Source organism: Amycolatopsis roodepoortensis (assembly GCF_024628825.1).
In the GTDB taxonomy this organism is placed as follows: Bacteria; Actinomycetota; Actinomycetes; order Mycobacteriales; family Pseudonocardiaceae; genus Amycolatopsis; species Amycolatopsis roodepoortensis.
The window spans coordinates 7422441-7447656 of record NZ_CP102415.1 but is presented as its reverse complement, the minus strand read 5'-3'; the positions used below and the strand labels follow the sequence as shown (position 1 = coordinate 7447656).

At 71.0% G+C, this 25216-nt stretch carries 22 protein-coding genes; 12 read left to right on the top strand and 10 right to left on the bottom strand.

Features of this window, described 5'->3' with window-relative positions; all coding sequences use genetic code 11:
* Positions 1–64: 64 nt before the first annotated feature.
* The 5 genes from eccCa (at position 65) to NQK81_RS35835 (ending at position 7597) form a co-directional block, all read left to right on the top strand.
* On the top strand, positions 65–4042 hold the full coding sequence (gene eccCa, locus NQK81_RS35860; RefSeq protein WP_257485025.1) for a type VII secretion protein EccCa: 3978 nt from the start codon (positions 65–67) through the stop codon (positions 4040–4042).
* A 97-nt stretch (positions 4043–4139) separates the two neighbouring features.
* A complete protein-coding gene (locus tag NQK81_RS35855) occupies positions 4140–4550 on the top strand; it encodes a hypothetical protein (RefSeq protein WP_257485024.1) in 411 nt (136 codons plus the stop codon).
* Between the two features lie 31 nt (positions 4551–4581).
* On the top strand, positions 4582–5958 hold the full coding sequence (locus NQK81_RS45300; RefSeq protein WP_306856005.1) for a hypothetical protein: 1377 nt from the start codon (positions 4582–4584) through the stop codon (positions 5956–5958).
* 11 nt (positions 5959–5969) lie between these two features.
* Positions 5970–6380, top strand: coding sequence for a hypothetical protein (locus NQK81_RS35840; protein WP_257485021.1), 411 nt, complete (start codon positions 5970–5972; stop codon positions 6378–6380).
* 11 nt (positions 6381–6391) lie between these two features.
* Complete coding sequence (locus NQK81_RS35835) at positions 6392–7597, top strand: hypothetical protein (RefSeq protein ID WP_257485020.1); 1206 nt, start codon at positions 6392–6394, stop codon at positions 7595–7597.
* A gap of 166 nt (positions 7598–7763) precedes the next feature.
* On the opposite strand, the gene eccB is transcribed toward NQK81_RS35835, so the two are convergent.
* Together eccB and eccD are read right to left on the bottom strand one after the other, a co-directional pair.
* Positions 7764–9197, bottom strand: a complete 1434-nt coding sequence (eccB, locus tag NQK81_RS35830; RefSeq protein WP_257485019.1) for a type VII secretion protein EccB — start codon at positions 9195–9197, stop codon at positions 7764–7766.
* 4 nt (positions 9198–9201) lie between these two features.
* A complete protein-coding gene (eccD, locus tag NQK81_RS35825) occupies positions 9202–10584 on the bottom strand; it encodes a type VII secretion integral membrane protein EccD (RefSeq protein WP_257485018.1) in 1383 nt (460 codons plus the stop codon).
* Positions 10585–10686: 102 nt separating this feature from the next.
* Here eccD and NQK81_RS35820 point away from each other — a divergent pair, with 102 nt between their 5' ends.
* On the top strand, positions 10687–12093 hold the full coding sequence (locus tag NQK81_RS35820) for a serine/threonine protein kinase (protein WP_257485017.1): 1407 nt from the start codon (positions 10687–10689) through the stop codon (positions 12091–12093).
* A gap of 86 nt (positions 12094–12179) precedes the next feature.
* Here NQK81_RS35820 and NQK81_RS35815 read toward each other — a convergent pair whose 3' ends face one another.
* The 4 genes from NQK81_RS35815 to NQK81_RS35800 are packed head-to-tail and all read right to left on the bottom strand — an operon-like array spanning position 12180 to position 18545.
* On the bottom strand, positions 12180–14351 hold the full coding sequence (locus NQK81_RS35815; protein WP_257485016.1) for a transglutaminase TgpA family protein: 2172 nt from the start codon (positions 14349–14351) through the stop codon (positions 12180–12182).
* Positions 14348–15475 (bottom strand): DUF58 domain-containing protein, encoded by a 1128-nt coding sequence (locus NQK81_RS35810; protein ID WP_257485015.1) that lies wholly within the window; start codon positions 15473–15475, stop codon positions 14348–14350. The genes NQK81_RS35815 and NQK81_RS35810 overlap by 4 nt, the downstream gene beginning before the upstream one ends.
* Before the next feature lie 2 nt (positions 15476–15477).
* The gene (locus tag NQK81_RS35805; protein WP_126734414.1) at positions 15478–16431 is read right to left on the bottom strand and encodes an AAA family ATPase; all 954 of its coding nucleotides are present in this window, start codon (positions 16429–16431) and stop codon (positions 15478–15480) included.
* Positions 16428–18545, bottom strand: coding sequence for a fibronectin type III domain-containing protein (locus NQK81_RS35800; protein WP_257485014.1), 2118 nt, complete (start codon positions 18543–18545; stop codon positions 16428–16430). The genes NQK81_RS35805 and NQK81_RS35800 overlap by 4 nt, the downstream gene beginning before the upstream one ends.
* Positions 18546–18672: 127 nt before the next feature.
* On the opposite strand from NQK81_RS35800, the gene NQK81_RS35795 reads away from it, so the two are divergent.
* Positions 18673–19989, top strand: coding sequence for a type VII secretion protein EccE (locus NQK81_RS35795; protein WP_257485013.1), 1317 nt, complete (start codon positions 18673–18675; stop codon positions 19987–19989).
* On the opposite strand, the gene NQK81_RS35790 is transcribed toward NQK81_RS35795, so the two are convergent.
* A complete protein-coding gene (locus NQK81_RS35790; protein WP_257485012.1) occupies positions 19982–20458 on the bottom strand; it encodes a TspO/MBR family protein in 477 nt (158 codons plus the stop codon). The two genes, NQK81_RS35795 and NQK81_RS35790, sit on opposite strands and share 8 nt — an antisense overlap.
* Before the next feature lie 86 nt (positions 20459–20544).
* Between NQK81_RS35790 and NQK81_RS35785 the strand changes: the two genes are divergently transcribed.
* Positions 20545–21309, top strand: a complete 765-nt coding sequence (locus tag NQK81_RS35785) for a nucleotidyltransferase domain-containing protein (protein WP_257485011.1) — start codon at positions 20545–20547, stop codon at positions 21307–21309.
* Between the two features lie 56 nt (positions 21310–21365).
* Positions 21366–21491, top strand: coding sequence for a hypothetical protein (locus NQK81_RS35780; RefSeq protein WP_007031507.1), 126 nt, complete (start codon positions 21366–21368; stop codon positions 21489–21491).
* Between the two features lie 263 nt (positions 21492–21754).
* On the opposite strand, the gene NQK81_RS35775 is transcribed toward NQK81_RS35780, so the two are convergent.
* Together NQK81_RS35775 and NQK81_RS35770 are read right to left on the bottom strand one after the other, a co-directional pair.
* A complete protein-coding gene (locus tag NQK81_RS35775) occupies positions 21755–21943 on the bottom strand; it encodes a hypothetical protein (RefSeq protein WP_257485010.1) in 189 nt (62 codons plus the stop codon).
* Between the two features lie 62 nt (positions 21944–22005).
* Positions 22006–22620: an HSP18 transcriptional regulator gene (locus tag NQK81_RS35770; protein WP_257485009.1), complete on the bottom strand. Its 615-nt coding sequence runs from the start codon at positions 22618–22620 to the stop codon at positions 22006–22008.
* Between the two features lie 105 nt (positions 22621–22725).
* On the opposite strand from NQK81_RS35770, the gene NQK81_RS35765 reads away from it, so the two are divergent.
* The 3 genes from NQK81_RS35765 (at position 22726) to NQK81_RS35755 (ending at position 24411) form a co-directional block, all read left to right on the top strand.
* On the top strand, positions 22726–23166 hold the full coding sequence (locus NQK81_RS35765; protein ID WP_257485008.1) for an Hsp20/alpha crystallin family protein: 441 nt from the start codon (positions 22726–22728) through the stop codon (positions 23164–23166).
* A 73-nt stretch (positions 23167–23239) separates the two neighbouring features.
* On the top strand, positions 23240–23620 hold the full coding sequence (locus NQK81_RS35760) for a DUF6292 family protein (protein ID WP_257485007.1): 381 nt from the start codon (positions 23240–23242) through the stop codon (positions 23618–23620).
* Between the two features lie 53 nt (positions 23621–23673).
* On the top strand, positions 23674–24411 hold the full coding sequence (locus tag NQK81_RS35755; RefSeq protein ID WP_257485006.1) for a maleate cis-trans isomerase family protein: 738 nt from the start codon (positions 23674–23676) through the stop codon (positions 24409–24411).
* Here NQK81_RS35755 and NQK81_RS35750 read toward each other — a convergent pair.
* Entirely contained in the window at positions 24401–25186 is a 786-nt protein-coding gene (locus tag NQK81_RS35750; protein ID WP_257489914.1) for a SigB/SigF/SigG family RNA polymerase sigma factor, read from the bottom strand. The two genes, NQK81_RS35755 and NQK81_RS35750, sit on opposite strands and share 11 nt — an antisense overlap.
* Positions 25187–25216: the final 30 nt, after the last annotated feature.

Below are 25216 nucleotides of genomic sequence, written 5' to 3'. Positions count from 1 at the left end.
CCGGTGCGGCACGTTCCTGCCATCGCCCCCGGCGGAAGCCGTTGTTCGCGAACGATCGGTGAGTATGGCGACAGTCGTGGTGAAGAGGCCGACCCGTAAACCGGCGCCGGAGATGCCGGCCGGTGAACTGCTCCTGCAGGCTCCGCCGGAGATCCCGCCCCCACCGGGGCGGCAATGGACCCAGGTGCTCACGGTGCTACCGATGGTGGCCATGATGGCCGCGATGCTGCTGATGTACTCCGGCAGCATGGCCGGCTCGATGCGGTTCGTCATCTTCGGGATGATGGGCGTCGGCATGCTCGGCATGGTCGCCATGAGCTTCCTGCAGGGCGGCGGCCCCAGCAAACGGGAAATGGGCCACGCCCGCCGCAAGTACCTGCGGCACCTCGCCCAGCATCGCCTGCGGCTGCGCCGTTCGGTGCGTGGCCAGCGCCGCACCATGGAGTACCTGCACCCGGATCCGGCGTCTTTGTGGTCGCTGGCGGCGAGCTACCGGCTGTGGGAACGGCGCAAGGACGACCAGGATTTCGCCATCGCCCGGATCGGGACCGGACCGCAGGCCCCGGCCGCCACGCTCGTCGCCCCGGACACCAAACCACTGGAGGAACTCGAACCGCTGTCCGCGCTCGCGCTGCGCCGGTTCATCGCCACCTATTCCACCGTCGGCAGGCTGCCGATCGCCATCGCGGTCAACGGATTCAGCCGGATCCACCTGCGTGGCGATCGCGCCGCCACACTGGGTCTGCTCCGTGCGGTACTCGCCCAGCTGGTCACCCTCCAGTCACCCGACGACGTACGGATCGCGATCTGCGTGAGCGAAGACCGCCGTCCGGACTGGGAATGGGTCAAGTGGCTGCCGCACGCGTTGCATCCCGAGCGGACCGACGCACTCGGCGCGCTACGGCTGGTGGCGCCGTCGGTCCAGGCACTGGAATCGATGCTGGAAGAGGAACTCTCCAAACGACCGAGGTTCGATCCGGAGGCCGACATCCGCGTACCCGGCCCGCATCTGGTGGTCGTGCTCGACGGTGGCGCCATCGCCGGCTCCGATCACCTGATGACCGGCGGCGGCGTCGAGGGAGTGTCCATCGTGGACCTGACCACCATGCCGCCGAGGGCCTTGGACCGCACCACGGTCGTGCTCGACGTGGACGCCGACGGGGACCTGGTCAGTGAGACCAGTGACGGTGAAGCCCCGCTCGGGCGCGCCGATTTCCTCGGCGTGGTCGCGGCCGAGGGGCTTGCCCGGCAGCTGGCCCCGTTACGGCTGACGGCCGGGCTGCGGGGAGACACCCCGATGAGCACAGAGCTGGGACTCGCCGAGCTTCTGGACCTGGGTGACCCGTACGAGTTCGACCCCGCCGACACCTGGGAGCCGCGGCCGAACCGGGACCGGCTGCGGGTCAAACTGGGCATCCAGGCCGACGGTGTCCCGATCGAAATCGATCTCAAGGAGTCCGCGCAGGACGGGATGGGGCCGCACGGGCTGCTGATCGGCGCCACCGGTTCCGGCAAGTCCGAGTTGCTGCGGACCCTCGTGCTCGCCCTCGCCGTGACACATCCCCCCAGTTCGCTGAACTTCGCGCTGGTGGACTTCAAGGGCGGCGCGACCTTCACCCGGCTCGACACCCTCCCGCACACCAGCGCGGTGATCACCAACCTCGCCGACGAGCTGCACCTCGTCGACCGGATGACCGACGCGATCAACGGCGAGCTGATCCGCCGCCAGGAACTGCTGCGCGCGGCGGGCAATTTCTCTTCGCTGCGCGACTACGAGAAGGCGCGTGCCGCGGGAGCCCCACTTCCCGAGGTGCCGACCCTTCTGGTGATCTGTGACGAGTTCTCGGAGCTTTTGTCCGCCAAGCCGGACTTCATCGACATGTTCGTCCAGATCGGACGTGTCGGCCGTTCGCTGGGCGTTCATTTGCTGCTGGCCTCGCAACGGCTCGAAGAGGGCAGGCTCCGCGGCCTGGAAACCCACCTGTCGTACCGGATCGGCCTGAGGACCTTCTCCGAGATGGAGAGCAGGGCCGTGCTGGGTGTCACCGACGCGTTCAAGCTGCCGCGGGCACCCGGGCACGGATTCCTCAAGGTCGGCACCGACCAGATGGACCGATTCCGTTCCGCCTACGTCTCCGGGGTGTACCAGCGCGCCACCGGTGGCGGTGTCACCGCTTCCACCGGGGAGCAACTGGTGCTGCAGGAATACACGACGAGCTACCTCGGCGCCGAGATCGACACGGGCGAAGAGGAGATGGACGACCAAGCAGCGGAGAACGACGCCGCGGTCGGCGAAACCCTCCTGGACATCCTGGTCGACCGGTTGGCAGGCCAGGGCGTGCCCGCGCATCAGGTCTGGCTGCCGCCACTGGCGGATTCGCCCACTTTGGACGGTTTGCTGCCCGAACTGGTCGTCCATCCGCAACGAGGTCTCACCGTCGACCCGACCACGATGGCGGGGTCGCTCCGGCCGGTGCTCGGTACGGTGGACCGGCCCTTCGAACAACGTCGCGACCCGCTGGTGCTGGATCTCTCCGGCGCCGCTGGGCATGTCCTGGTCATCGGCGCCCCTCAGACCGGGAAGAGCACCATGGTGCGCACGCTGGTCACCAGTCTCGCGCTCACGCACACTCCCCGTGAGACACAGTTCTACTGCCTCGACTTCGGCGGCGGCACCCTGGCTTCGATCGCCGGGCTGCCGCATGTCGCCGGTGTCTGCGGCAGGCTCGACACCGGTGCCGTGCGGCGGACCGTCGCCGAAGTCGCCACTCTGCTGGCACAACGCGAGCGGATGTTCGCCGAGCACCAGATCGACGGCATCGTCACCTACCGGAGGCTGCGAGCCGAGGGACAGTTCGCCGAACAGCAGCACGGCGACGTCTTCCTGGTGGTGGACGGCTGGCAGACACTGCGAAACGACTTCCCCGATCTTGAGGAGACGGTCGGCGACATCGCCGCGCGCGGTCTGTCCTACGGCGTGCACGTGGTGGCGGCCTGTTCGCGCTCGTTCGATCTGCGGATGAACGTCCGGGACCTGTTCGCCAGCAGGCTGGAACTGAAGATCGGTGATCCCATCGACTCCGTCATCGACCGGCGCGCGGCGATGAGCGTTCCGCCCGACGCTCCGGGCCGCGGAATCTCCATGAGCGGGCATCAGATGCTCGTGGCGCTTCCCAGGATCGACGGCGTCACTGATACGGACGATCTGTCCAGGGGTGTGAACGAACTCGTCGAGGCGGTCAAGGCCGCGTGGCCAGGCGCTCCCGCGCCTTCGGTGCGGCTACTGCCCGGCGTGTTCCCGTACGAGGAACTCCCCGCGAAGGACGAGATCACCGGGACGGAGGCGGGGCTCGCGGTCGGCATCCACGAGCACGACCTCTCCCCGATGCGGCACGACTTCGCGGCGGACCCGCACTTCTTCCTGCTCGCCGACACCCAATGCGGAAAGACCTCCTTCCTGCGGACGCTGGCCCGCCGGATCGAAACCACCTACCAGCCCTCGGAAGCCCGGATCGTGCTGGTGGACCACCGGCGCGGGCTCCTCGGCGAGATCGGCGACGAATACCTTCTCGGCTACGGCACCAACGACTCGCACAGTGCCGGGCTGATGACCGAGGTCGCCGCTTCGCTTGCCAAGCGGCTTCCGGGGCCGGACGTCACACCGGAGCAACTGCGGGCCAGGAACTGGTGGCACGGGCCGGAGATCTTCGTTCTGGTGGATGACTACGACATGGTGGCCACCCACGAGAACCACCCGCTGATGCCCCTCCTGCCGCTGGTCGCGCAAGGCTCGGACATCGGCTTGCACGTCGTGCTCGCCCGCCGTTCCGGTGGTGCCGGCCGCGGACTGTTCGAACCCTTCCTCACCCGGCTGAGGGAAGTCGGTACCCCTGGCCTGATGATGTCCGGTGACCGCGACGAAGGTCCGCTGCTCGGCGGGATGCGTGCCCAGGTACTGCCGCCCGGCCGCGGCTGGCTGATCGACCGTCGTGGGCACAAGGGCCTGGTCCAGCTCGCGTGGCTTCCGCCGCGGCATCCCTGAGGTATGGCCGGAAGCTGCCGGAGGCCCCACCGGGGCTCGTGGTCGTGTTTGGCTTTCGGTGCACGACTGGGTTTTCGCCGCTGTTCCGGGAGGAAACATGGGAATCAACGCTTATCTGCCCGCCATCCAGAAGTTCGCCGACACGGTCTCGCAGCAGGCGTCGAGCCCGCCGAGTATCGACCGGCCGTTGAACGACGGCTGCGGTGAAATGGCGGAATGCGGGCTGCTCGCCACCGCCGACCGGGAAAGCACCGAGGCTCTGCGGAATTTCCTGACCGCCGCCGAGAAAGGTGTCCGCGGGTACATCTCCATCGCACGGCAAAGCCTGAGCACCTATCAGAACGCGAGCGAGGCCGCTGTCTGGGAGCTGACGAAGAGGTCACGTCCGGACGAATCCCGTGTCCCTGTCGAGGGACTGGCGCCCACCACGCTGGGACCGAGCCCGCTGGCGCCCGTCGCGGTCTTGCAGCCGGGAACGGGCACCGTGATCGACCTCCTGCCGCATTGATTCCTCCGCGCCGAGCAATCCGGGACTTTCGATGAGCTATTGCCAGACCCCGTTCATAGACCAGGTAGGAATTCTCCGGGCCGAAATCGCGCACACCCGGCCCCGGCTCCATGCCGCCAAGAAGATGTGGACGGACGCCGAAAGATGGATCGACCGCACGCACATGATGCTCCGGGACGCGGCGGACGCCGTGTCTTCGGGCTGGCTGGACCGGCCAGGGGAAGAGTTCGTGGATCGGCTGAGGGCCAACTGCCTCTACTCCTTCGGATCGTGGGGAGGTTTGGAAGGGTCGAAGGACACCAAACTCCCCTCGTTCGCGGGCACGCTGTTCGGTCAGCCGGTCGACGGCGGCATCACGGCATCGGGTGTGATCACCCAGCTGGACATGGCCGACGCTCAGCTCGTGGTCGGTGCCTTCGTCGCGGCGGGTGAGATCTCCAAGGTCGAGCAGAACGCCGATTACACGCCTCAGGCCCAGGAGAACCTCGGCAGGAAACTGGACGAAATCGCGACCCAATATCGGGTGACCGCCCAGGCGATGCTCGCTGCCCGCGGCCGCCCCTGGGACGGCCCGAGTGCCGAAGCCGGCTCCGGCCTCCCCGACAACGGCTCGGTACCTTCGGCGGCCGGAACCGGCGGGCCGAACCAGAACGGCGCGCCGGTCGACCCGGGCACACCCGAGGTTCCGGGCGAGCCGAGCCCGCAGAATCCGCAAGAAGACCCCAGCGCGCTCGAACAGGCTTCGAACGCGCTGAGCGCGTTGAGCCAGGCCGCGGAGTCCGCGCAACAGTTACTGGGCAACGGCTCCTCCGTGAACCTGCCCGACCCCAACGCGATCGATCCCGCGGATTGGACGCTTCCGCCCTACGACGGCTCCGCCTATCCGGGGCTCGAAGACCCTCTCGGCGCGCCGGGTGGCTCGGGTATGCCGAGCCTGGCGGGTAGCGGCGGCTTGCCGGGTTCCGGCGGTGGGATGGGCGGCCTCGGCGGTATGCCCGCCATCCCGGACCTGAACGGCTCACCGGGAGGCGCGGCGGCAGGCGTCGGCTCGATGCCCGGGATCGCTTCCGCGGGAACGGCGGGAAGCTCCGGCTCCGCCTCGGGCGCCGGAGGAATGCCGCCACCGATGGTGCCACCCAACGGTGGCGGGAAGAACTCGCCGTCGGGCATCAAACCGGGCGACGCGGAATACACCGGCTCGAGCAGGCAGCGCGGGCCGAAGGGTGGTGGCACCCCCGGTGTCACGCTCCTCGGCCGGTCGCGAGGCGGCGGCACCCGGCCGGCCACGGCGCAACGCAGGTGGGACACCGAGAACGACACCGTCCAGTTGCTCGACGACGAACTGTGGCAAGTGCAGGAAACGACCGATTCGCACGGCAAACCGGCGAAGTACCGCGCCGGACACTGAGGAGGGGGCATATGCCCGGAACCGAGATCAACGGCAACATCACCGCGATGAGCGCGGTGTCCCAGCAACTCAGCGCACCGGACCTGCCACCTTCACTGGCGAGGCTCGGCACCATGCCCAGCCTCGCGGGACTGTTCGAGGGCATCGCGATGTCCGTACTGGACAAGGCCGCGACCGCCAGTATGAGCGCGTTCATGGGGAAGGTGACCGAGGACATCGCGACCTTCTCCGGCAAGACCAGGACGGCCGCGATCACTTACAGCGCCGCCGACGTGGCCAGCGCGCTGGAACTGGCCGGCAAGGCGACCAAGGTCATCAAGCAGGGCGTGGACTTCGTGAAACAGTCCTCGGCCGCCCAGCCCGTCGAAGAGAAACCGTCCACCACCGAACCCTCCGGCGAAAACCCGCCGGCCTCCGTCTGAGGAGCCGAACCATGACCGCCGTTTACAACGCGTTCCCCATGGAAGTTCTCATGGGGATGATCCGGGCCGAGTTCGCGAACGTTTCGACCCTTCACGACGCTGCGAGGATGTGGACCGAAGCACGGGCGTGGATCGAGGAAGCGCAAGTACAGCTCAACAGCAGGATCAGCGAGCTCACTCCTGAATGGACGGACAACAACGGCCGCCAGCTCCAGGAGAAGATGGAGCGCTCGGCCGCCGAGCTGAAATTCTGGGGAGACCGCATCGACCTGGCGAAACCCGCGGAGACCTTGACGACGCTGGCGTCCGGGATCACGGAGACGCACGCGACGATGCTGGGGATGGAGGCCGCGTACTCGGCGGCCGTCGCGGCGTCGCTCCTCAATCCGTTCGCCGCCATGGAAGCCCTGGCCATCCAGCAGGCCGCCGGGAGCAAGATGACCCAGCTCGGCGGGGAGTTCGACCTGTCGATGCTGCAGGTGGTCGAAGCGTCCGGGATCAAGTCGCCCGACCATATGGTGCCGACGGCCGCCCCTTCCGCCGAAGGCAACACCCCGGCCGATTTCATCGCGGCCGCCCAGGCCGGCATGGACACGCTGAGCGAATTCCAAGGGCTGGGCGAGTCACTGGGTGCCGGCGGCGGCAGCTCGAACGTCTCCCTTCCGGAAATTCCGGGCTACGACGGCTCTTCCGGTGTTTCGCTCGCCGGCCTCGCTCCGCTGCCGCCCTCGGCGAACGCGCTCTCTCCGCTCGGAGGGCTACCCGGTGGTTCCGGCTCCGCGCCGGTCTCGGCGGGATTGCCGGGCGGTTTCGGCGTCGCGGGCGGTATGGCCGGCCTTCCGGTGGCAGCGAAGCCCGTCGGAGCGAAGAAGGCGCCCAGCCTCGCGTCCGAGGTCCTTCCGGGCACCGCTGCGTCGTCCGGCGCGAAGGCGAGCGCCAGCCCGATGTCGCCGATGATGCCCCCCAGCGCGGGTGGGCAGTCCACCGCGGGCACGCTGCGCCCCGGCTCGAGCGACCAGCCGACGGGACGGAACGGTGCGTCGCGAAGGACGTCCTCCGGCGGTAGCGACGGCGTTCCGGCGAAGCTGCGCGGCCGGGCCGCCAACGGCAATCCCGACGCGGGGTTCACGCTGACGCGCGGACGGCGGCCGGGTGAGTCGGAGTCGGGTTCGGTGCAGATGCTCGACGAAGACCTCTGGCGGCCGACCTCCCGCTGAGCAGATACGTGAAGGCCCCCTTCACTGCGCTGGACGCAGTGAAGGGGGCCTTCACGTCGTTCCCGTAACTCGCGTGTTTGAAGGCGTAACTCGCGTGTTTGGAGGCGTAACTCGTGAGTTACGCCTCCAAACACGTGAGTTACGCCTCGGGACACGCGAATCGCGGTCAGCCGCCCAGGGTCTGGCGCCGCGCGGCGGCCGGGTCCAGGCTCGGGCCTTCGGGCAGCCGCGCGACCAAACCGGCGGGAAGGCGCACCGGGCGCGCCGACGGGTAGCCGAGCATCTTCAGCACGTCGGGTGAAGCCAGCGGGTAGCGGCGCCCCATGTCGGTCACGACGGTCAGCGTTCCCACGGCGGCAGAAGACGACGGCATCGCCTCGACGACGATCGCGCTGCCGGGCGGCACGTGGACGCGGTCCGCGAGCGGGGTCCCGGTGGCGGTCCGGCGGGCGGTGGTGGACATCGGGTCCGCGGCGGGCATCGCGGGGTCGACGGTCAGCGCGGGGGCCGCGGAGCCGTCGCCGAAGGTGGCACACACGGTGGCGTCCTGATCGCGCAGGCGCGCGATGGCCGGGCGGGTCGCGGGTGCGGCGCCCGCGTCGGCGCGGACCGGGTCCAGCTGACGGGACATGGTCGCCAGCGAAGGCGGCAGCGGCACGGTCTTCGGTTCGGCGCCGGGATAGGCGGCGAGCATCTGGGCGCTCGCGCGCTGGACGTCGTACTGCAGTTCGGTGATGGGGCGCAAGGCATCCCGCTCGGCGAGGTAGTGCTGCTGCCCGCCGCCGGAGGTCTGCACCATCAGCAGCATCCCGTTCCGGATGTCGGTCCGGCCGGGCACCGCGGTGGACACCTCGCCCGCGGCCGCCACCGGCAGCGGGCCGATCGGCGTGCCTTCCGGGAGCACGTCGAGCCACGCCCGGCCCACCCGCGCCCATGGTTCGGCGGTCAGCGCGAGCCCGGTGCCGACGGCGCCGTAGTCGTTGATCCGGTGCCGGTGCCCGCGCCACACGACGAACCGGTCGCCGGTCGACGTCGATTCCACCAGCAGCGCCTGGTCTCCCAGTTCCGCGCCGCCCGACGGCGACGCGCCCGCCAGCAGGACCGATTCCTCGATCCGGCTGCCCGCCAGGTCGCTCGCGGGCGCCGAGCACAGCGACCACGATCCGGTGAGCAGCTTTTCCGGGCCGGGCAGGCCGTCCGGCGCGTCGGCGATGCCGATCCGGGGCCCTCGCGGGACTCCGGCGAGTGAATCGCGCGAAACCCGTTCCGTGGTGCCGTGTTCGCCGAGCAGCAACAGGGCGGACGCGTAGTTCGCGACGGGGTGGAGCCGTTCGTCGAGATAGACGTACCGCGTCCCGCTCTCCTTCTCCACGATGACGGCGGCGTTCTTGCGCCAGGCGTTGTTCCCGCCGGGCACGATCATCCCGTAGACCCCGACGCACGCCAGCGCCACGATCGCCAGCGCGACACTGGCGAACGCGGCACCGGACGGCCGCCGGAACGGCGGCTGCTCCGGGTCGGTCTCCCTCGTCACGAGCGCGGAGATGGCGCGCTGCACCAGGAATTGGTACGCCTGCAGTTGATCCCGTTTGGACGCCATGGTTTCAGCCCCCCAGCCCGCGCACGTAGCCGTACAACCCGAGCACCGAACAGGCCACCGGGACGACGGCGATCGTCAGCAGGATCTCGAAGTATTCGGCGATCCGGCCGAGATACGGGTTGGCGGCGCGGGTGCTCAGCACGACACCGGACGCGATCACGCCCGCCGCCACCGCCAGGGACAGCGGCCCGGCCAGGACGAGCAGCAGCGAACGGTCCGCCATGAGCGGGCCCGCCAGCAGGCAGCCGGCGCCGAAGATCCCGGTCACCAGCACGAGCAGCCGTTGCCGCAGGATCGGGTACAACCGCGCCCGCACCAGGAAACCGGCCGCGAGCAGGGCGACGAGCACGACCGCGGCCTCGCTGTCGCCGCGGATCAGCTGCAGCTGGCAGTACATGACGACGATCGCCGCACCGCCCAGCATCCCGGTGAGCAGCGCGTCCGCCCTGGCGACGGCGGCGTGCACGAGATCGAGCGGCGGCTGGGGATCGTCGCGGACCAGGTCCGCGGTCGAGCGCGGCAGCACCGGCATCGGCACCCGGCCGAGCCGCAGCGCCAGCGGCGCGAACGTGGTCGAGAGCACGAGGACCCCGCCGCCGATCACGGCCGCCGACCGGTACCCGGCCAGGTCGTCGAAGGTGGCGAGCCAGCCGCCGAGCACCCCGAGCAGGCCGACGGTGGCGGCGCCCGCGAACAGTTCGGGCGCGGCGATCACCCCGAGATGGCCGACGACGGCCGCGAGCAGCAGCGCCGCGCTGGCCAGCAGCAGATGACCGGCGGACAGCGCGCCGATCGGGTCGTCACCCGCCAGCAGGAGCCCGCCGCCGGCGAAGGCGAACGGAAGCGCGACGGCGGCGAGCACCGCACCGGCACCGGCGTCGCGCAGTGCCCGCGAGAGCAGGACACCGGCGGCCAGCAGCAGCGCGGAGACGGCCAGCGCCCACGCCGCCGGTGACGTCCACGGCGGGCCGGCGCGCAGGACGGCGAGCAGGCCGAACGACACCGCCACCCCGCCGACGGCCAATCCGGCCTGCCGCGTGTGTCGCGGCCCCCAGGCCTTGCCGGTGCGACCGGACCCGGTGGCGATCGCGTCCACCAGGTCGTCGTACTCGGGCTCCGGCCATTCGGCGCGGCGCGGCGTCAGATGGAGGATCTCCCCGTCCCGGACCCGGTGCGCGCCCAGCGTCCGGTCCAGATCGAAGGGTGTCCCGTCGGCGCGGCGCAACTGCCAGCCGCCGCCGGCGACCCCGTCGTCCGCCATCCCCTCGCCCGCCCGCGCGAGCAGGCCGGGGAGGATTTCGGCGACGGACGCGTGTTCCGGCAGCGCCATGTCGATGCGCCGGTGCGGAGTGGTGATGGTGACCCTGACCAGGCCGGCAGTCTGCATGGGAAAAGGGTCGGCCAGCGGCCCGCCCGGCGGGCCCCGGCGGCAGGAACCTGCCGTCGGGAAAGTACTCCGGATCCGGTCTTCTTGCGCGACAATGGGGTCATGAGCATCGAGACAGGAGTCGGCGGACCGAGGCTGCTCGCCCAGGGCCCCATCGCCACCGTCTACGCGGGCCGGGATCCCGCCAGCGGCAACGACTTCGCGATCAAGATGTTCCCCGGCGCCTTCGACCGCGAGACCTCCGCGTGGCTGGAACGCGAGCGGAAGGCGCTGGCCGCCGTGCGTTCGACGCGCTCGGTGCTGCAGATCGACGACGTCCTGACCGACGCGGGCGGGCGGTCCGGCATCCGCCGCGAACTGTGCCCGGGTTCACTCGCCGGTCTGCTGGATTCCGGTGCCAGGCTGGGTGTTCCCGACGTGCTCGCCCTCGGCGCCGCGATCGCGTCGGCGCTCGCCGCGGCGCACGGCGCGGACGTGCTGCACGGCGGGGTGACCCCGCACAACGTGCTGTACCGCGCTTCCGGCGAATTCGTGCTCGCCGACTTCGGGGTGGCCCTGCGGCGGCGATTCCCGCGCGATCCGATGTACGCGGTCGAGTACACCGCGCCGGAAACCCTGCGCGACGACACGCTTTCCCCCGCGTCCGACCTTTATGGACTCGGCGCGGTGCTCTACGCCGCGTTGACCGGGACGCCGCCCTTTCCCCGGCACACCGGGCAGCAGCCCGGCGAGCGGATCCTCCAGGTACTGCGGGAACCGGTCGCGCCGATCCAGGATCCCGGCGTCCCGAGGGAGCTTTCCGCCACGATCCTCCGGTTGCTGGCCAAGGAACCGGCCGACCGGCCGCAGGACGTCGCGTCGCTGGCGCGGTTGTTCACGAAGCTGCGGCAGCCCGGCGGCGAAGTCGTCACCGCGGAACCCGTCGACGTATCGGTCGAAGAGGAAGACGCCGACGTCGAGTTCGACGATTTCGCCGTGGTCCAGCAGCAGCCCGCCGCCCCGTCACCGGTCCAGGTGGTGCAGGCGCCGCCTTCGGGCGGCCGGACCCTGATCCGCGAGTTCAGCGGCCCGCTCAAGACAGAGCGCCGGCTCCCCTGGAAGCCCGTCGCGCTCGCGGGCGCCGGGGTGCTCGCCGCCGGGCTGGCCGTGGTGCCGCTGGTCCTCGGCCCGGCGGAGATCGGCGGGCAGGCCGTCCCGGTCGCGGCCGCGATCCCGCCGCCCGCACCGGCTTCCGCTCCGGCGCCGGACGTCAAACTGGCGCTCGCCCCGCCGCGGGACCAGAGCGATCACGTGCAGCTGAACTGGACCGCGGAAGGCGAACTGGACTTCGTCGTGATCATGGCGGGCGAGCGGCTCGAGACGAAACAGCTCGTCGCCCACCGCCAGCGCAGCCTCGACGTCCCGGTCGACCCGGCGCGCCGGTACTGCTTCCAGCTCAGGGCGACCGACGGCCGCCACATCTACACCACCGAACCGGTCGCGATCCGCGGCGCCCGCTGCAACCCGTGAGCTGCCCGGAACAGGCCCGGCCGTGTCGCGAAAGCCACTTTCGGGACGTCTGATGTCCTGAAAGTGGCTTTCGCGACACGCCACCTTCAGCCCTCTTTACGGCCCTTGACCGGCACCAGGGTCCGCGGCTCGAGTGCCGCCAGCACCCGAGCCGCGAACGGTCTGGTGGCCAGGCCCCGGCGTACCTCGGCGACCTCCTGCCACGCCCGCCGGACCGCGCCGTCGCCCACCGGGACGCCGGACCACAGCGTCACGTCCAGCACCTTGGCCAGCCGGGCGACCGGCTCACGGATCCCTTCCCCGGCAAGCGATCCGGCCGATTCGGCGAGATCGCGCGGGGTCATCCCGATCCGGAACGGCACGCCGTGCGCGCGCAGCCGGTCGCGGATCTCGTCCCAGGCGCCGAGCACGCCTTCCTCACCGGACCGGCGGCGACGACGTCGAGCGCGGATCACCTTCGCCACCGGCACCCCCACCAGCCACAGGAGTCCTAAAAGGACGATCGTGCCGACGAGAGCGGGCCACCACCAGCTCACCCCCGCTTCCGCGCTCTGGTCTTCGGCGGAGTCGGGCTGCGTACCCGGCGGCAGCTGCGGCGGCCGCAGCTGCTGTTCGGCGGGCAGCTGGGCCCTAGCTTTGGCGACGGCCTTGCCGGGACCCGCCTGGTTCCGGCTCGATCCCACGGCCGCGGCGGTGGGGTCGAGCGCGACCCAGCCCGCCCCGGTGACCGCGACTTCGGGCCACGCCAGGACATCGCGGTTCCGGACGACGTGCGTGTCGCCGTCTTTCTCGGCGTTGCCCCGGAATCCGACGACGAGCCGTGCCGGGATACCGCTCATCCGCGCCAGGACCACGTACGCGGCGGCGAACTGCTCGCTCGTCCCCCGCTTGCTCTCCAGCAGGAAGTGCCGGAGCTGCGGCCAGCCGTGCCCGGTCGGCAGCTCCTCCGTGCCCGTCGCGACCTGGTAGTTCGTGCTGAGGAACCGTTCCAGCTGCAATGCGGACTGGAACGTCGGGCGCAGCCCGCGCACCGCGTCCTTCGCCACCTGCTCGACGTCGGGCGGCACCGTGCCGAGTCCGCCGAGCCCGCCCGGTGCGCGCGCGTCGACTTCGCCTGCACCGAGATCGACCTCGGGTGAGGACCAGGTGAGCCGGTAGTCCCGCACCGAGGTCGTCGACGGCGATTCCAGCATCAGCGTGCCCGCGGCCTGGTCCACCAACGGGGTCACCCCGTCCACCCCGGTCAGATCCTGATGGCTCGGCAGCCAGGGACCCGAAAGCCCGCGCACTTTGAGCTCGGCGCTGCCACCCGCACCGCCCGGAGCACCCTCCAGACCCGCGCCGAGCCGGTGGAGCCGGGAATCGGACAGCCAGTTCGCGCCGTCGAAACCGTTGAGCACGATCAGGCGCCACTGGTCGACCGGGGCGTCGCCGCGGTAGCGGAACACCTCCTCGCCGGGCTGGATGAGCCGCTGGGCGATCTCGTCCAGCGGGTTGCCCATCCTGCTCCTCGGCGGCGGCGCGGCCTGGGTGTCCTTGAGCGTCAGCGGATCCCGGCCGACCGGATCGAGCGCGGCGAACGCGACCGACCCGGCGACCAGTGCGACCACAGTGGACAGTGTGGGCCACACCGCCGACCCCGTCACCCGCCACGAACGCGGCACGCCGGGTGCCCGGCTCACGGACCGGACGCGGCGCCCCGACCACAGCAGGAGACCGGCGGGCAGCGCGTACCCCAGCGCGGCCGCCACCGCGACGAGTCCCGTCGACGCCTGATACGCCTGCGCGAGCCCGGCGACGGCCAGGCTCGGCACGAGCGCCACGAGCGGTTTGCCCAGCCGCAGCAGCACTTCCAGCCCGAGCACGACGGCGAGCAGCACCGACAGCGGGACGAACAGCAGCTGTTCGGGGACCGGCAGCGCCGGCCAGGTGGACTGCAACGTGAGCCGCCAGCCCTCGGTGAAGCCGCGCGTCAGCCCGCGCAACGAAGCGCCGGTCGGCAGCGCGGCGAGCGTCGTCGACGTCAAGACCGTCTCGATCAGCCCGAGCAGACCGAGTACCGCGACGAGCAGCGGCCGATACGGTGACAGTTTGGGGAACCTGGCGGTCAGTTCGACGCAGCCGTACGCGATCAGGACGACCACGAGCACCGGCACGAGCAGTTCCGCCCAGCCGAACACGGGCGCGAACAGCAGCCCGGCGACCCCCGTCGCGCCGAGCAGGCCGGCGACCGCGAGCCGATCGAATCGGGCGCTCATGCCTTCCCCGCCAAGGAGTTCCATTGGGCCGCGGCGCCCGCGGCGTCGACCGCGACGATCACGCCGCCGGAGCCGGCCGACGGCCTGAGATCACCGAGCCGGACCACCGTGTCGGGCCGCCAGCGGGCCGCGTGGCCGAGGTCGGCGTCCGGGCCGGTGACCACCACGAGCACCCCGCCGGGGCGTTCGGCGGCGGCGAGCGCCGAGGGCAGCAACGGGGCGTCGTCCGCCGCGTCCTGCGTGACGAGCGCGAGTTCGTCCAGCAGCGTCCTCGCCGCGCGCACCCCGCTGTCGGTCAGCGTGTCCGCGCCGGCGGAGGTGATCAGGCGGCAGTGCTGCCCCGACGACGCCGACGCGTAGAACAGGGAGGCCGCCACCTCGACGGCCTCTTCGAAAACGGCGGGGGTCATCGACGCGGGCCGCGTGTCGAGCACGGTGGTGAACCGGGGCTGGGCGGGGTCGGCGTACTCGCGCACCATGAGGCGTCCGGTCCTTGCCGTCGCCTTCCAGTGCAGATGCCGGACCTCGTCGCCGATCACGTACTCCCGCACCGCGCGCAGATCCGCCGAACCGCGCAGCGGCGGGTCGGTGATCGGGCCTTCGTGGTGGTGCCTCGGATGCCCGGCCTGCGCAGCGCGCACCGCGTGCCGTCGCGGATGCACCCACAACCACGCGGAATCCCCGACGGTCGAGTCGCCGCGGGCGAGATCGAACAGGTCGGGCCGGTGCACCACGAGCGGCCCGACGCGCAGTTTCCCGCGTTTCGTCGTCGGAAGCTCGTAGTGGTACGTCGCTTCGGCGCCGGGCGCGAGCGGGCGGACCCGCAGGCGGTGCGTTTCCGTCCCGATCCCGTCCCCCGCGGCGAAACCGCCGTGCCGCCGCGAACCGGGGTTGCGCACGACGAGCGAGGCCAGCGCGGGTTTCCCCCGTTCGACCCGGTCCGGCTGGACGGTCCGGCCGATCTCCACCCGCGGCCGGAACCTGGTGGTGACCAGTGCGATCAGCACCGCGCCCGCGGCGATCCCCCCGATGGCACGGAAAAACGGGTACCCGGCCAGTTCGCCGAGGGCGTAGGACCCGGCGGCGAAGGCCAGCACGATGACGCCGCGGCGGGTGAGCCGCACGCCTACCTCCCCATCGCGGCCATGGGAGCGGCCGTCGCGCCCAGGAGTTCGTCGACGATGTCGGCGGTCCGCCGCTGGTTGAGTTCCGCGTCGGCGGTCAGCACGAGCCGGTGGTCGAGCACCGGATGCGCGACGTCCTTGACGTCGTCGGGGGTGACGAAGTCGCGGCCGAACGTGGCCGCGAGCCCTTGCGCCGCACGGATCAGCGCGATGCTGCCGCGCGGGCTCGCACCATAGCGGACGTCCGGATGCGACCGGCTCGACGCGGCCAGCCGGACCGCGTAGTTGACGATTTCCGGTGCCAGATGGGACTTCCGGACCTCGTCGATGACCGACTGGACGTCGGCGATGCTCAGCACCGGCTTGAGTTCGTCCGGCGTCACCCCGGCGCAGTCCCCCATGACCACGCGCATCTCGGATTCCACATCCGGGTAGCCGACCGAGATACGCATGAGGAACCGGTCCAGCTGCGCCTCGGGCAGCCGGTAGGTGCCCTCCAGCTCGATCGGGTTCTGCGTGGCCACCACGAGGAACGGCCTCGGCACCGCCTGGCCGACCGAATCGACGGTGACGCGGCGTTCGGCCATCACCTCCAGCAGCGCGGCCTGCGTCTTCGGCGTGCCCCGGTTGATCTCGTCCGCCAGCACCACGTTGGCGAAGATGCCGCCGGGGTGGAACTGGAAGCGTTCGGCGTTCTGGTGGTAGACCATCACGCCGGTGATGTCGCCGGGCAGCAGGTCGGGGGTGAACTGGATCCGGCTCCACCGGCCGCCGATGCTGGCGGCGACGCAGCGCGCGATCGTCGTCTTCCCGACGCCGGGCACGTCCTCCATCAGCAGATGCCCCTCGGCGAACAGTGCCGCCACGGTGAGCCGGACGACCTCCGGTTTACCGCGCACCACCGATTGCACGTTCTCGGCGATCTGCTCGTAGGCGACCCTGGGTGTGAGCGTCACAGAATTTCCTTTTCCTTTCGTCGGCGCAGGCCGACCAGTGCCAGCGGGCCGAGCCACACCAGCGCGCCGCCGTTCACCGTGGGCACACCTCGCCAGGTGTCCGAGGCGGTACCCGCGGAGGTCTTGACGGTCGCGGTGATCGTGATGGCACCGACCCAGGCGACGCTGGGGATGGTCAGGGTCGTGGCCCCGGAACAGGCCGTCGGCTTGGTCTCGCTGAAGAACTCGGCCGTGCAGGTCGCGGGAACGCCCTTCCCGTCGACGTTCACGGAAACGTACAGGGCGTTGTCCTTACCCCGAACCTGGGTGATCGTGATGGTCGGCGGCCCCGAGGCCACCGGGACGGTGATCTTCCGGCTGCCGGTGGCGCCGTTGACCTCCGCTCCCGAACCGAACTTCGTCACCGCGCGGACCGTGACGGTCGCGGTGCCGGTGACGCCGGTGAAGTCCGCGGACGTGCTCGAAACCGTGCGCTGTCCCTTGCCCGTCACGCTGACCAGGTAATGCACCAGGGTGCCACCGCGGAGGTCGGGCTGGGTCCACCTCACCGAAACGTTCCCGGCCGCGGTGGCGTTCGCGGTGACCGCGGGCGCGCCGGCCGGCCGGTTCGCGGGTCCTGGGATGACCGCTTTGGCACTTGCGCCAGGGCCGATGCCCGCCGAGTTCTCCGCGACGACGGTGATCACGTACGGGGTTCCGTTGGTCAGCCCGGAAATCGTCGCCCCTCGTGACGATCCCCCGACTCGCATGGAGCCTCCGGTCCAGGTCACCCGGTAGCCGGTGATCCGCGCGCCGTTGTCCGCGGCCGGGCTCCACGAGACCTTGATCGAGCCGTCCCCGGACGTCGCGCCCACCTTCCTCGGAGCGCCGGGCGGAGTCGCCTTCGCCACCGGCGGGGGCGGCGCCTGCTGGGTGTTCGGCGGAGCCTGCTGCTGTTGCGGCGGCGGCGCGGGCTGGTCCCCGGACGGTTCCGGACCGGCCGACGGCGCGCCCGCGGTCTGGCTGCTGGCCGCCTTGTCGACGTCGACGTCGACCACCGTGCCGTCGTCGCCGTTGACGACCAGCACGTGCGAGCCGTCGGAGCTGTCGACGTAGATCCGGTTGTCCTCGCCCTTGGCCAGCCTCGGCGCCGTTCCCTGGCCCGGCACCTTCGTGGTGGACCGGAGCTTGCCGGTGGCGTCGTAGGTCAGCACCTCGCCGCGGGTCTCGTCGACCATGGCGACGACGTTCGACGACGAGAGCGGGCCGTTGAAGCGGCTGCCCTTGGACAGCTCGACCGAAATCGGCTTCGCGGACGGGCGGTCCTCGTCGAGGCCGCTGATGTCGATGAGGTGGAGCTGGTTGCGCTCCGGGTCGGCGATGGCCAGCCGGTCGCCGACCGCGCTGTTCGCGACCTGCGCCGACGGCGAAAGCTTGATACCGAGCGGAAGCGCGTCGCCGAGCCCGTCCGGGCCGACGCGGTGGAGGCTGTCGCCGGTGGTGTCGAGCACGACCGGCCGGTCGCCGACGAGGGTGAGCCCGCCGCCGTGCCCTGGCGGGAGCTGCGCGGGGCAGGCCATGACGGCGGCGCCCTTGGGCAGCTCGCAGACCGACCCGTTGTCGACGCGGTGCGTCCACACGGTTCCCTCGGTCGTCGCGACCGGCCGGGACAGTGGCCCCCCTGCGGGCACTGTCGCGGCCGGGTCCCCGAGCCGCACGATCTGGCCGGCGTTGCGGTAGACCAGGTACGGGCCGCCCGCGATCTCCAGCACGAACGGTGTTTCCGGCGCGGGCGGCGGCACGGATTCCTCCACGCTCAAGGTCGCCTTGTCGAACTCCGTGATGCGGTTCCGCTCGACCACGTAACCGGAACCGTCCCCCTGCGCGACCTGGCTGCCGTTCGCGCCGGGCACGTCCGCGCGCGCGTCGACGCGGTTCGTCGAACCGTCGACGTGGAACGCGGACTGCGCGGCGTCGTTGTAGACCCAGTGACCGACCTGGACGAACTCCAGCCGTTCCGGGGTCGCCGCCTGTCCGGTCACGGCGAGGCCGACCAGCGCCAGGCAGCCCGCGACCACCAGCGCCACGGCCATCCGCGTCCTGGCCACCGCGCTGAACCGCTTCTCGGTGTTCACGCGATCAAGCTAGAGAGCGACCATGAAATTTCGATGAAACAGCCTGTCGCGGCCTCGCGGTCGCTTGTCATCGAAACCTCATGTTCGCCGGGGACGCTGGGGCGACACAGCTTGAGGAGGCACGACGATGACCGATCTCGGCGCGGCCAGGACGGGCGGGCGGTACCAGGCGCCGCCTCCACCGCTTCCCCAAGCGGGACCTGCCGTCCCGCGGACCGCGGCCACGCCCGATCCGCTCGCCTACGCCGCGCCCGCCGCGCGGGCCGCCGCCCGTGAAGCCGCGCTGGCCGCACTCACCGCCGCTCGCCAGGCGGAGCAGCGGCCGCGGGGGTTCGCGGCGGTACCCGTCCCCGCCCCGATGCCCGGTGCGCCACGGCCGAGTCCCCCGGAGCCCGTCCCAGTGCGGCGTTCCGGCCGGTTCGGCGGGATCGGGGTGCCGCAGATCGTCTGCTGGCAACTCGTCCTCGTCGCGCTCGTCCTGGTGGCGGGGCGGCCATGGCCGCTGGCGGCCGCGGTGGTCACCGCCGCCGTCGTGGTCCTCGCGCTGACCGCCGTGCGGATCCGCGGACGCTGGCTCTACGCCTGGCTCGGTTCGGCGTCCGGCTATCTGACGCGTGACCGCGACCGGGATCTCCGGAACGCGGGCGAGGCCGGCCGGGCGCTGCTGCGCCTGCTGTCGCCGGAAGCGACGGGGACCGCGGGCGAGATCGGCGACGAGACGGTGTTCATGGTCAGCCGCGCCGACGGGGTCACCGCTGTGCTGCAACCGAAATCGGCCGCCCGCGAGCTGCCGATGCCCGCACCGCTCACGCTGCTGCCGCCCGCCCGCGAACAGGCGTCGGACGTCGCCGCGCAGGTCATCCACCACGTCGGCGCGGACCGTTCACGGCCGCCGCGGGGCTGGGTCGCGTTGCAGGCGCTGCGCACCGTCGACGTCCACCGCGACGCGGACGTGCGGCAGGCGCTGGGGAACACGGTCCGGCGGGTGCGGCGGCAACTCCGTCGCGACGGCCTGCCGGTGCGGGCACTCGCCGAAAACGAGGTCCTCGGCGTACTCGCCTCGCTGGCGCACGTCACGGCGGGCCGGGCGCGTATCCGCGAGGACTGGCGGTACTGGCACAGCGGCCCGATCTGCCAGGCGACGTTCCGCCTCGACGGCTGGGACGCGCTTTCCCCGGTCCTCACGGCGGACCTCTCGCGCCGTCTGCTCGCCGCCGCCCCCGGAGCCGCGGTGACGCTCGCCGTGACCGCCCGCCGGGGCGCCGCCGAGACCGAACCGCACGTCAGCGCCTCGATCCGGATCGCCGCCGCGGGGACGCACGCGGTGGAACACGCGGTGCGGGACCTGGAACTCGCCGCCCGCCGGGGCGGGCTCACCCTCGACCGGCTCGACGGCAGGCACGCCAAGGGAGTGGCCGCCACGTTGCCGCTCGGGGTCAGTTGAGCACGACGATCGCGGCGGTGAGCGCCGTCGCGTACAGCGTCCAGGCGAGGTACGGCACCAGCAACGCGGCCGAAACCCGGGAGGACCGGCGGAAGTACAGGGCGGTGACGACGATCGCGGCGTCGAGCAGGACGATGTCGGCGAGGGCCAGGCCGTAGGCGCCTGCCGCGAAGAACAGCGGCGTCCACGCGGCGTTCAAGGCCAGTTGGAGAACGTACCAGTTCAAAGCGCGGCGTTCGCCACCGGATTTCCAGTACAGCCAGCCGGACACCGCGATGGCGAGGTACAGCACCGTCCACACCGGACCGAACAACCACGCGGGCGGCGCGAACGACGGCAGCTCTAGTCCACTGTAGACAGAGCGGGCGCCGGACGCGGCGAGCCCGCCGACGAGCGCGACCACCGCGACCGCGGCCAGGAACGGGAGGAACGCCAGCGGCGCGCGGAATCGTCCTGGGATCGCGGTCATCCTTCGAGCGTAAGGCCGGGAACACGCTCTCGCGCGCTCAAAACCGGTCGCGTCCACGCGGGCCCGACCCTAAACTCGTCCGCGCGATGAACGACGACACCTTCCTTACCCACGTGGCCGACACCCTGGCCGCGCTTCCCGCGGTGCACGCCGTCACCCTCGGCGGGTCGCGCGCGCAGGGCACCAACGACCCCGGCAGCGACTGGGATTTCGCCGTCTACTACCGCGGCGGCTTCGACCCGGCGGACCTGCGGGCCGTCGGCTGGGACGGCGAGGTCTCCGAACTCGGCGCGTGGGGCGGCGGCGTGTTCGACGGCGGTGCCTGGCTCACGATCGACGGCAGGCACGTCGACGTCCACTACCGCGACCTCGGCTCCGTCGAGCACCATCTCGCCGAGGCGCGGGAAGGCCGGTTTCACTGGGAACCGCTGATGTTCCACCTCGCGGGCGTCCCGAGCTACCTGCCCGTCGCCGAACTCGCGGTCAACCGCGTGCTGCGCGGCGACCTGCCGCGGCCGGACTACCCGGAAGCGTTGCGGGAAACAGCACCGGCGATGTGGCGAGGCCGCGCCGGCCTGACCTTGCGGTACACCCGCGGCGCCTTCGTCCCGCGCGGGCAGTCCACGGAGGTCGCGGGCGCGCTGGCCACCGCCGCGATGGAGACCGCGCACGCGATCCTCGCGGCCCGCGGCGAGTGGGTCACCAACGAGAAAAGGCTGCTGCTGCGGGCCGGATTGCGCGAGATCGACACGGTCGTCGCGGGTTTGCGCTCGGATCCGGACGCCCTCGCCAAGGCGGTGGACGACGCGGAGTCGCTGTTCCGCGCGGCTGTGGCGCGCGTCACGGAATGACGGGCGATCTTCAGCGCTACAGAGAGATAAGACCCGTTCCGTACCAAGGGAGTGACATGTCCGCCACCGCCACGCCGGAAGAAACCGCTCTGGCCGTCCCCGCGCTCGACGACTTCGACTTCCCGCTCACCGATGGTGCCGCGTGCCGCATCGACGACCCGGACTGCGAAGCCTGCCAGTAGGGCTGCCGACCCGAGTACGTGAAGGGCCCCTTCTCTGCGCCTGACGCAAGGAAGGGGCCCTTCATGCACTCGGGGGCGTGGCGACCGATGTCGCGAAAGCCACTTTCGGGACATCAGACGTCCCGAAAGTGGCTTTCGCGACATCCACAACGGCACCCGAGGGCCCCGCACGCCACCGCCGGACGGCTCACTCGCGTGTTGCGAAAGCCACTTTCGCAACGTTGAAGGTTGCGAAAGTGGCTTTCGCAACACGCGACCAGGCGTCAGTTCACTCGTCCGTCCACGGCCGCCACGATGAGCGCGGCGCACCGCTTGACCGGCAGCCCCCGCTCCCGCGCCATCGCTTCGAGGGCCGCCTGCGCGGCTCGCCCGTGCAACCCTTCCGCGGCGAGCACCTTCAACGCCAGCTCGACGACGTCAGCGGCCGGCAGGGAATCGGATCGGACCAGCATCGAAGACCTCCGGCTCACTCGGCGGACGACAGCGGATACCCGTCCCGCGCCGTGTTCACACCTCACCGTGAAGAGTGACGATCCCTCCGGTCGTCGACGGCGGACCGCCGGACCTGTTCGGTGTGCATGCCGATCTCACCCAGCCGTTCGGCGAAGCCGGTGTGCTCGCGGGGCAGATGGGCGCGCAGGTCGGCCAGCGGCGCCAGGAGACCGGTGACGTCGTCCTCGCCGAGCACCGCGTTCAGCCGTTCGGCGCTTTCCCTGGCCTTGGCGTTCAACCCGTCGAGCGCGCCCGCCTGGCCCGCCAGCTGCCGCAGGATGGCCGAGTTGCGCCGCGCCCACTCGGCCACCGCGCGATCACCCGCCCGCCGGTCGCGTTCCGCGTCGACCCGCGCCTCCCCCGTGCTCTCCCCGCCGTCGGACGGCCGCAACCGCAGGAACCGCCGCTCCGCCGCCTGACGACTCGCCACCCCCAGCGCGGGGGCGAGCGCCGTCCAGCTGGTGCCGCCCGCGCGAGCGGCCGCGATCAGCTCCGGCTCCCAAGCCGCCAATTGCTCGCGGACGGCCTTCAACGCGGTCAGCGCCGCCAGGACCCGCTCCGGCTCCGCGACACCGGAACGGGCCTCGGCCACCACGTCGCGCACGCTGCGCACGGTCAGGGTGGGGTCTTCGTCCATGGTTGTCATCCAATCGACGACTTGGTGGTTGTCATCGTTTCGATGACATGTTAGAACAGTAGTGCGTGTTGACACCAGAGACGACGACCCAGGAGGTGGAACCCGATGTTGATGCGCACCGACCCGTTCCGCGAACTGGACAGGCTGACCCAGCACATGTTCGGCGCCGCGAATCCGGGCACCTGGTCCAAGCCGGCCACCATGCCGATGGACGCGTACCGCGAAGGCGACGAGTTCGTCGTCTGCTTCGACCTCCCCGGCGTCTCCGCCGACGCGATCGAGCTGGACGTCGAGCGCAACGTCCTGACCGTCAAGGCGGAGCGGCGGCCGTTCGCCGGGAAGGACGTCCAGATGCAGGTCTCCGAACGTCCGCTCGGCGTCTTCTCCCGCCAGCTGTTCCTCGGCGACGCGCTCGACACCGACAACATCGCGGCCGGCTACGAGGCGGGCGTGCTGACCCTGCGCATCCCGATCGCCGAGAAGGCCAAGCCCCGGCGCATCGAAATCACCGGTTCCGCGTCCGACCGCAAGGAGATCCAGGCCTGAGTGTCCCGTCCGGTGCGGGCCCGCGCCCGCACCGGACGAGGCCGGGGAGGAAGGGAAGTCCTCGTTGCTCACCATGCCTGTCCGTCACCCGCACACCCGCGACGCCGTGTGGGGGTATCTCGCCGAAGTCACCGAGGTCCTCGGCGTCGGCCTCGAATCCTGCACCGTCGACCACGACAGCCCGGTCTCGGCGTACGTCGCGCTCGACGAGCGGCTCCCCACCCATCCGGAGCGCGACGTCGCCCTGCTGTGGGACGAGATCCACGGCTGGGCCGTGGCGATCGAGACCCACTCCGGCGAGGATCTCATCGTTCTCCGTTACCTCGGCGGGAAGACCGCCACCCCGCGCCCGGCCCAGGTCGCGCGTTTCCTCAAGGCCGTCCGCGAGGACGACCACAGCGTCGGGCAGCTCACTCCGCCGGAATTCGGCGTCGTGCCCGCCTCTCACGAGTGACCGCGGCTCGCGTCGGGTACCTCCGAAGGGCTTCGACCCGGAAGGAGTGAGCCGTGACCAGGATCGGCCTGCTGTACCCGACGCGGGACTGCGGTGAGGACGATTTCCTCGCCCTGGCGGGAAAACTGAGCCCGGATCTGGCCGTGGACTTCGCCTACGTCCCGTGGGGAGACGACATCGGCCGCGTCGAAGACCTCGACGCGGCCGGAAAACACGAGGCCGTCCGCGAACTCGGCGCACCGGACCGTCTCGTGGCCGCCGCACGGTTCGATACGGCGCCGGACGTCGTCAGCTGGGCCTGCTCCAGTTGCAGCTTCACGCGCGGCCTCGACGGCGCGCTCGAACAGTCGCGTGTGCTCGGCGAGCGGCTCGGCGTTCCCGCGCGCAGCACCTCGTTGGCGTACCTCACCGCGCTCGCCCACCTGGGCGCCGGGCGCGTGGCGCTCGCCTCGGTCTATCACCGCGACACGACCGCGACCTTCGCCGATTTCCTCGCGGAGGCGGGTGTCTCCACCGTTCGTTCGGTCTCCGCCGACGCGCCTTCGGACCGGGCGCTCGCGGCCTGGGACGGCGACCGCATCACCGCCCTCGCCGCGGCGGCCGACCACGACGAGGCCGAGGCGCTGCTGATCCCCGAAACGGCCCTGCACACGACGCCGTTGCTCGAAGACCTCGAAACGGCCCTCGGCAAACCCGTCCTGACGGCCACCGCCGTCACCCTCTGGGATTCCTTGCACGCACTGGGGGCCCCGCCGATCCGGCCGGGGCTCGGCGCGTTGTTCAGCCGCTGAGCCTGCCGCGCAGATCCTGCAGGATCTTCGTGAGCAGCCGGGAAACGTGCATCTGGGAGATCCCGATGCGTTCGGCGATCTGCGACTGGGTCATCCCCTCGAAGAACCGCATCGTGACGATCGCCCGCTCCCGCTCCGGCAGCTTTTCGAGCAGCGGGACCACGGTGTGCCGATCCTCGATGTGCTCGAAGCGGGAATCCAGTTCTCCCACCACATCGGACAGCGGAAGCGAACCCTCGCCGTCGTTGACCGGCCGGTCGAGGGACGACGTCTGGTAGCTGTTCGCGGCGAGCAGGCCTTCGCGGACGGTGTCGACGTGCACGTCGAGATGCCCGGCGAGTTCGGTGGGGGTCGGCGCGCGGCCGAGGGTCTGGGTCAGTTCCGTGGTCGCCCGCGAAAGCCGGGTGCGCAGTTCCTGCATCCCGCGCGGGACGTGGACCGCCCAGCCGGTGTCACGGAAGAACCGCCGCACCTCGCCCATCACCGTCGGCACCGCGTACGCGAGGAATTCCCCGCCCTGCCCCGGATCGAACCGGTCCACGGCCTTCATGAGGCCGATCCGCGCCACTTGGATCAGGTCTTCCCGCGGCTGTCCTCGTCCACTGAACCGGACGGCGATGTGCTCGGCGATCGGCAGCAGTTCGAGGATCAGGCGTTCCCGAAGACGCCCCCGTTCCGGGTGACCGGCGGGCAGGGCCGCCATCTCGTCGAAAAGGGGACGGCAATGGGAGTAATCGTCCTTGCGCCGCGTACGGCGGGCGCGAGGAGCCGGCATCACGTCCTCCCGCAGGACGACGTGATCGAT